We start from the raw sequence: 6834 nt of genomic DNA, 5'->3' as shown, positions 1-6834 counted from the left end.
GAGAATTGACAGGATCAACATCAAGAATTTCCGGGGCATCGAGGATCTGACACTCGACCTCAACCCACGGTTTAACCTCTTGATCGGGGAAAATGGGTCGGGGAAGACGGCGATTTTGAGTGCGCTTGCCGTGGCTGTGGGGCCGTTTATTTCAGGTATGGGAGTTACTTCTCGGATAATCGAGGATTCCGATCTCCGATATTTCAAGACAAGTGAGGGATCTTTTGAGTATGCCAGCCTTACAGAGGTAAGTGTTGAAAACGGCTTTGTGAATGGCGGAAATCTTACTTGGCAAAGGTCAAGACATGGAAACAAACCCACCTACCTTCATCATATCAACGCGCTCTTTGACTATGCATCTCAACTTCTAGACGACATCGGTGATCCACGGAGAACCGAGAAAATTGCATTGCCAGCAATAGCCTTTTACGCTACTTCTCGCCTTTGGGAAGACGAAACAGAAGACGCAAAAGTGTTGGATGGAAATGGGAATTCTTTGGATGCCCTGCCTTCACGTTTCCGTGGCTACCACGATGCGCTTGAGGCCAAACCGACCTTTAGAAAGCTGTTGCAGTGGTTTGAGGGAAAATATGCTGATATGCGTATCACTGGTAAGTCGACCTTTCAATTGGACTGTGTAGAAGCCGTGATCGTAGCCAATATACCAGGGGTAGAGCGAATGAAATGGGTGTTTGACTCAGACAAAATACAAACACTCTACATTGTTTTTCAAAATGGGGACGAAATTCCTTTTTCCTATTTGAGCGATGGTTATCGCAACCTTCTGGCGATGTTTGCCGATTTGGCTTGGCGCCTGCGTGACGCTCAATCCGGCATTTCGGCGCGGATGCCCCAACATTGACTGGAAGGCACGTTCTCATTGACGAAATTGACCTGCACCTGCATCCAGCTTGGCAAAAGTTGATCGTGAGGCAGCTAAAGGAAACATTCCCAAAATTCAATTTGTGGCTTCGACGCACTCCCTTTTGTGATTCAAGAGACTGCTGAGGGGGAATTGTATCGCATTCAAGGAAAGGGAACTGTCTCTATTGGTGGAGCTGATGAATATAGTTTTGAAGATGTAGCTGAATACTTACAAGGAGTGCCTGACTCCTGCTTGGAGCAGCGAAAAGAAAAATATGTATCTGTCCGCCAAAGAATATTTTGACCTGCTCAGTAGACTCCATCCCGATACTCCTCAGAGGAACTGAATGCGATTCGGGAGCGCTTGAACCTCCTCGGAAGAGCCTCTACTCCCAATATGGCCTACACAGCCTTTCTAGAACAAAAACGCATGATGGCCGAATCTAAACTCGATAAGTCATGAGGTGTATCGAAAAAGGGGCATCACCGAGGCAGTACAAGGACTACCATGATGCGAGAAACGACCTTGCAGGACGTATTGGGTGGTATTGTGCCTATTGCGAGATGCGCGTCACCAATATGATCGAGGTAGAGCACGTCCATCCTGTGAACCACGGCGGTAACGAATTGGACTGGAACAATTTCCTATTGAGTTGCCGATACTGCAACGGGATCAAGACAGATCGCAATACATCGCGCCGAGGCTATCTATGGCGGCTGATATCGACAATACGATTCATGCCTTCGATTATTCTGAAGTCAAGGTCATCGAGCCTGCATACCATTTGCATCCTGCGATCAGTGCTAAAGCTGAAGCAACGATCAACTTAATGGGGCTGAACCGAATTGCCCACTCTGGAAAGAACCCACGGACCGAGACAGTCGATGGATTATTCGGCATTGAAGTCTTTGGTATTATCCAAACTTGCTTAGAGGATTGGCAGGAAGCGCCGACAACTGTCACCGCCCAATTAATCGCAAAGACTGCGCTAGGCCATGGGTTTTATTCGTTTTGGATTCAAAGATTTGCCAATTACCCGCTGGTCCTCGATGCTATCAATTCCGCCTTTCCCAATACATATCTTCCAATCTCTGACGGCACTGGAAATTGGAAACTAAGAAATTCGCATAGTTCCTACTAGGTCAACCATTCGTAAGAAAATAACCATGCCCCCTCCTTCCAAGAAGATCTGATCAGCAAATACCCCGCTTTGGCGCTGCTTGTCAAGCTGGGTTATACCTATCTCAGTCCGGTGGAGGCGTTGGCGCAGCGGGAGGGCAAGACGACCAAGGTTTTGCTGGAGGGCATTTTGCGGGAGGCATTGGACCGGATCAATGAGATTCAGCCGGGCAGCGGACGCAAGGCGGTCAAGTTTTCGGAGGCCAACCTCAGCAATGCGGTGCAAGCCCTGAAAGACATGCCCCTGCACGAGGGCACGACGGTCGCCAACAAAAAGGCCTGGGAATTGCTGCGCTACGGCAAAGCCCTCGAACAAACGGTCGGCGACGATAAAAAAAGCCATACCCTGCATTATATCGACTGGGAACATCCCGAGCGGAATTCCTTTCATGTGACCACGGAATTCGCGGTGGCCCGGAGCGGTCGCCAAGATACCTACCGGCCCGATATCGTGCTGTTTGTGAACGGCATCCCGCTTTGCGTCATCGAATGCAAACGCCCCGACAAGGCAGGGTCCATCAGTTCGTCGATTTCCCAACACCTGCGCAATCAGCAAGAAGACGGGATTCGGCCGCTGTATGTGTATTCGCAGTTGTTGCTGGGGCTGGCGACGACCGTGGCGAGTTATGCGACGACCGATACCAAGGAGGAATTTTGGGCGACTTGGCGGGAACGGTTTGCAGGCGCCACGGAAGCAACGCGGCAAAAGGAACAGGAAAAAGAGGAAGCGCTGATCGAATCCCTGGTGAATCAACCCTTGGATCCCAAGCTCGCGCAGCGCCTGTACGCGGACTGCACGCCACTGCAACGCGCGGAATTGCTGGCGCGGGCGGCATTGCCACAAGTGACGAATGTGCAGGATCAGTACCTCTATTGGCTGGCGAGGCCGGAGCGGTTGCTGGATTTGACGGGACATTTTATTCTCTTCGAAGGCAGCGTCAAAAAAATCTGCCGCTACCAACAGTACTTCGCGATCAAGAAGATCATGCAGCGCATTCGCACGGTGCATGGCGGTCGGCGGCGGGGCGGGGTGGTCTGGCATACGCAAGGCAGCGGCAAAAGCCTGACGATGGTGATGCTGGCGCAGTTGATCGCACAGACGGTGAGCAACCCCAAGATTGTGCTGGTGACCGACCGTGTGGAGCTGGACGAGCAGATTACGGATACCTTCGGGCGCATCGACAAGGGATTTGTGCGCAATGCCAAGACGGGAAATGAACTCGTGGAATTGCTGCAAAGTCCGGGCGATGCCGTGGTCACGACGGTCATCAACAAGTTTGAGGCGGCGGTCAACCGGCTTTCGACCCCGCTCACTTCGCCCGACATTTTTGTTTTGATCGACGAAGGACACCGCACACAATACGGCAGCTTCAACGTCAAAATGCAGCAGGTGTTGCCCAATGCCTGTTTTCTGGCCTTCACGGGGACGCCCTTGGTCAAGGCCGAGAAAAATACCGCCCAGCATTTCGGGGGCATCATCGACAGCTATACCGTGATGCAAGCCGTGGAAGACAAGGCGGTCGTGCCGATTGTCTATGAAGGCCGTCATGCCCTGCAAGATGTGAATCAGGGCGCCTTGGACAGGGGTTTTCATCAGGTGATGGAAGATGCGCCCGAGGTGGATTCGGTGGAAATGCGGAAGAAATTCAGCCGCTCCGACATGGTCAACAAGACCGAACAGCGCATCCACGCGATTGTGCGCGACATTTCACGGCATTACAGCAGCAACTGGGGCAGCAACCGCACAGGAGGACGCGAAGGTTTCAAGGGCATGGTCGTTTGTCCGGACCGGCATACGGCGGTTCTGTACAAGGAGGCCTTTGACTTGGTGGGCAAGGTGACGACGGAGATTGTGATGTCGGCCGTGGATGACCGCGAAGGCAACGACGACATCAATTCGGGGCCGAGCGACAAGGTGGTGGCGTATTGGAAAAAGGTGGTGGACCGCTACGGCCGCGATCAGAAAACCATCGAAACGGACATTCGGCAGCGTTTCAAGACGCAGGATGATCCGGAATTGCTGATCGTCGTGGACAAATTGCTCACGGGATTTGACGAGCCGAAGGTCATCGTGATGTACCTCTGCCGCAAGCTCCGCGGGCATACGCTGTTGCAGGCGATTGCGCGCGTGAACCGCGTCGCGCCGGGCAAGGATTATGGTTTTGTCGTGGATTATGACGGGGTGATCGAGGAATTGTATGCCGCGATGCAGCAATATGCCTACGAGGGCGAATACAACAAGGAAGACTTGCAGGGCACATTCAACGAGCTTTCGCAGGAATGGCAACAACTGCGCAGCGCCCATGCGGAGCTGAAGGAGCTGTTCAAGATTCTCCGGAATCCGCTGGATGTCACGGCGCATTTGCAGCTGTTGGCAGACGAGGCAAGGCGGATGGAGTTTTACGAGAAGTTCAACCGCTATGCCCGCCTCCTGAAATTGGCGCATTGTTCGTTGGAATGGGAGGAAACCACGCCCAAACCACAGAAGGAAGTGTATGCCAAGGACCTGAAATTTTACGTCGAATTGCGGAATGCGGCGGTGAATCAATACAGCGACAAACCCAATTATCAGCAGTACGAGCGGCAATTGCAGAAGCTGCTCGATCAGCATGTTTCGACGGACGAGGTGATCCGACTCACGGAATTGGTGAGCATCACGGACAAAAAGGCCTTCGAAACGGAACTCGAAAAAGTGACCGGCGCAGCGGCCAAGGCCGAGACGATTGCGAGCCGCACGACCAAGTACATCAACGAAAACATGGACATGGATCCGGCGTATTACCTGCGCCTGAGCGAGATGATCCGGCAGACGATCGCCGAGTACCGTGCGCAGCGCATCTCGGAATTGGAGTACCTGGAGCGGATGAAGGAATTTCAGCAGCAGGCGCTTGACCGTCAGACCGATGACACTCCTCCCCCGTTGCGCGACCATGCCGTGGCGCAAACCTTTTTCCGGGAATTCGGGGTCAGTTTCGAGGGACGGTTCACCGATGCAAGCATCAAGGAAAAGGCGATGGTCGCACTCGCCTTGGCGATCGATCAGATCATTCAGGCGCATCTCGTGGTGGACTGGAAACGCAACGACGACGTGCAAAAGCGCATGGTCTTCGAAATCGGCGAATACCTGATTGATCAGGTGCGGACCGCCTACGGCGTGAAGATGAGTTATGAAGAGATTGATGGATTTGCGGAACGCTGTGTGGAGATTGCAAAACACCGGTATTGGAGAAAGAGATTAGTGAAAAGTGAAAAGTTGCCTGCGTTTCTTTGCTTGACTTTGCGAACCTTTGCGCTCTTTGCGACTTTGCGGTTAATCGGGGGCGGGGGACAGGGAATAGTGATCAGTGAAAAGTGAATAGTGATAATCAGCAACTTGTTTTACAATTCGGGAGTGCGACGATCGCCTATAGCTTGCGGTATTCGGATCGGCGGACGTTGGGGATTGCGGTGACGCCCGAGATGGCGGTGATCGTGACGGCGCCGCGTGGGGCTGCGATGGACAAGATTGAGGAAAAGCTCCGCAAGCGGGCACCGTGGATTTTGCAGCAGCAGCGGTTCTTTTTGGGATTCCATCCCCGCACGGCACCCAAACAATTCGTCTCCGGCGAATCGCATCTTTACCTGGGCCGGCAGCTGCGGCTGCAAGTGACCGAGGGCAAACGCAACGCCGTCGAATACGCCGGAGGGCACCTGCAAGTCACCTGCAAATCCAAATCCAAAGCCGCGCAATTGGTGCAGGATTGGTACCGCCTTCGTGCCAAGCTCAAATTCGCGGAGATCGCTGAACCGTGGATACAAAGGTTTGCGGCCTACGGGGTCGCGCCGACAGGGCTGTACCTCCAAAACATGCCGCTGCGCTGGGGCAGTTGCACCCCCAAAGGCAAAATCATCCTCAACCCCGAGTTGATCAAAGCCCCCAAACCTTGTATCGAGTACGTCATTGTCCACGAGCTTTGCCACTTGGTGCATCATGATCATACCGCGGCATTTGTTGCCTTGCAGACAAGGGAGATGCCCGATTGGGAGAAATGGAAGGCGAAGTTGGAGCGGATGCTGGCTTGAGGGGGGGAGGATGTCAGGTCATTAATCCCGCTCAATCTGGAACCAGTGAAAAAATTAACCCGCCATCGAGTTGAGCCATTCCCATTTTGGATTTTTGGAAGCGATAAGACGAATCTTGTCCTCCCGACTAAGCTTCTTGATCTCCTTTTCACGACGTATGGCACCCATTGCCGTCAAGTGACGTTCGAAATATACCAACTTGTAGCAGTAATATTTCCCGGCAAAACTATCTGAACTACCTCGCATCGCCTTGTGCTCGGTCAATCGGCGTCGTAGGTCGTTCGTCATTCCTGTGTAAAGAACGGAGTTGCCGGGGTTCGTTGTGATGTAGGTGTAGTAATACATTGGCAAGATCTGACTCGGAATTCGCGTTTCGATAGTAAATATATTCAAAATAACTGACAAATCCAAGCACAAATCTAATTAATATAGTTTTCTGGCATTTGATACCAAGAATAGTGTTCAATCAGCTGCCCAAAGGTCCGCCTTCGGCGGATGACAGGGCAGCAGCGATAAAATGAGCGTCAAAGACGCTATTTATAAGACGACCTCGTCGTCATCCGCCGCAGGCGGACCTTTAGCGGTTCACTGGTGACCGGAAAAAAGATTCGTAACGATCGTTTTTTCTGACAGTAACCTGCCCAAGGGTCCGCCTTCGGCGGATGACAGGGCAGCAGAGATAACTTCAGCGTCAAAGACGCTATTTATAAGACGACCTCGTCGTCATC

General features: G+C 52.5%; 6 protein-coding genes. 5 read left to right on the top strand and 1 reads right to left on the bottom strand.

Going from position 1 to position 6834, the window contains the following annotated elements; all coding sequences use genetic code 11:
• The 5 genes from IPN95_23120 to IPN95_23100 form a co-directional block, all read left to right on the top strand.
• Positions 1-862, top strand: an 862-nt coding sequence (locus tag IPN95_23120; protein MBK9452259.1) for an AAA family ATPase, incomplete at its 5' end; no start/stop codon positions are given.
• Positions 863-988: 126 nt separating this feature from the next.
• Positions 989-1168 (top strand): hypothetical protein, encoded by a 180-nt coding sequence (locus IPN95_23115; protein MBK9452258.1) that lies wholly within the window; start codon positions 989-991, stop codon positions 1166-1168.
• 155 nt (positions 1169-1323) lie between these two features.
• On the top strand, positions 1324-1695 hold the full coding sequence (locus tag IPN95_23110; protein ID MBK9452257.1) for an HNH endonuclease: 372 nt from the start codon (positions 1324-1326) through the stop codon (positions 1693-1695).
• 359 nt (positions 1696-2054) lie between these two features.
• Entirely contained in the window at positions 2055-5399 is a 3345-nt protein-coding gene (locus IPN95_23105; GenBank protein ID MBK9452256.1) for a type I restriction endonuclease subunit R, read from the top strand.
• Between the two features lie 104 nt (positions 5400-5503).
• Complete coding sequence (locus IPN95_23100) at positions 5504-6106, top strand: M48 family metallopeptidase (GenBank protein MBK9452255.1); 603 nt, start codon at positions 5504-5506, stop codon at positions 6104-6106.
• Between the two features lie 54 nt (positions 6107-6160).
• Here IPN95_23100 and IPN95_23095 read toward each other — a convergent pair whose 3' ends face one another.
• Positions 6161-6451, bottom strand: coding sequence for a GIY-YIG nuclease family protein (locus tag IPN95_23095; protein MBK9452254.1), 291 nt, complete (start codon positions 6449-6451; stop codon positions 6161-6163).
• Positions 6452-6834 lie beyond the last annotated feature (383 nt).

This window comes from Bacteroidota bacterium (assembly GCA_016718825.1).
Taxonomy (GTDB): domain Bacteria; phylum Bacteroidota; class Bacteroidia; order J057; family JADKCL01; genus JADKCL01.
The sequence above is the reverse complement of the archived record's forward strand: the minus strand, read 5'-3'. Positions and strand labels throughout refer to the sequence as shown.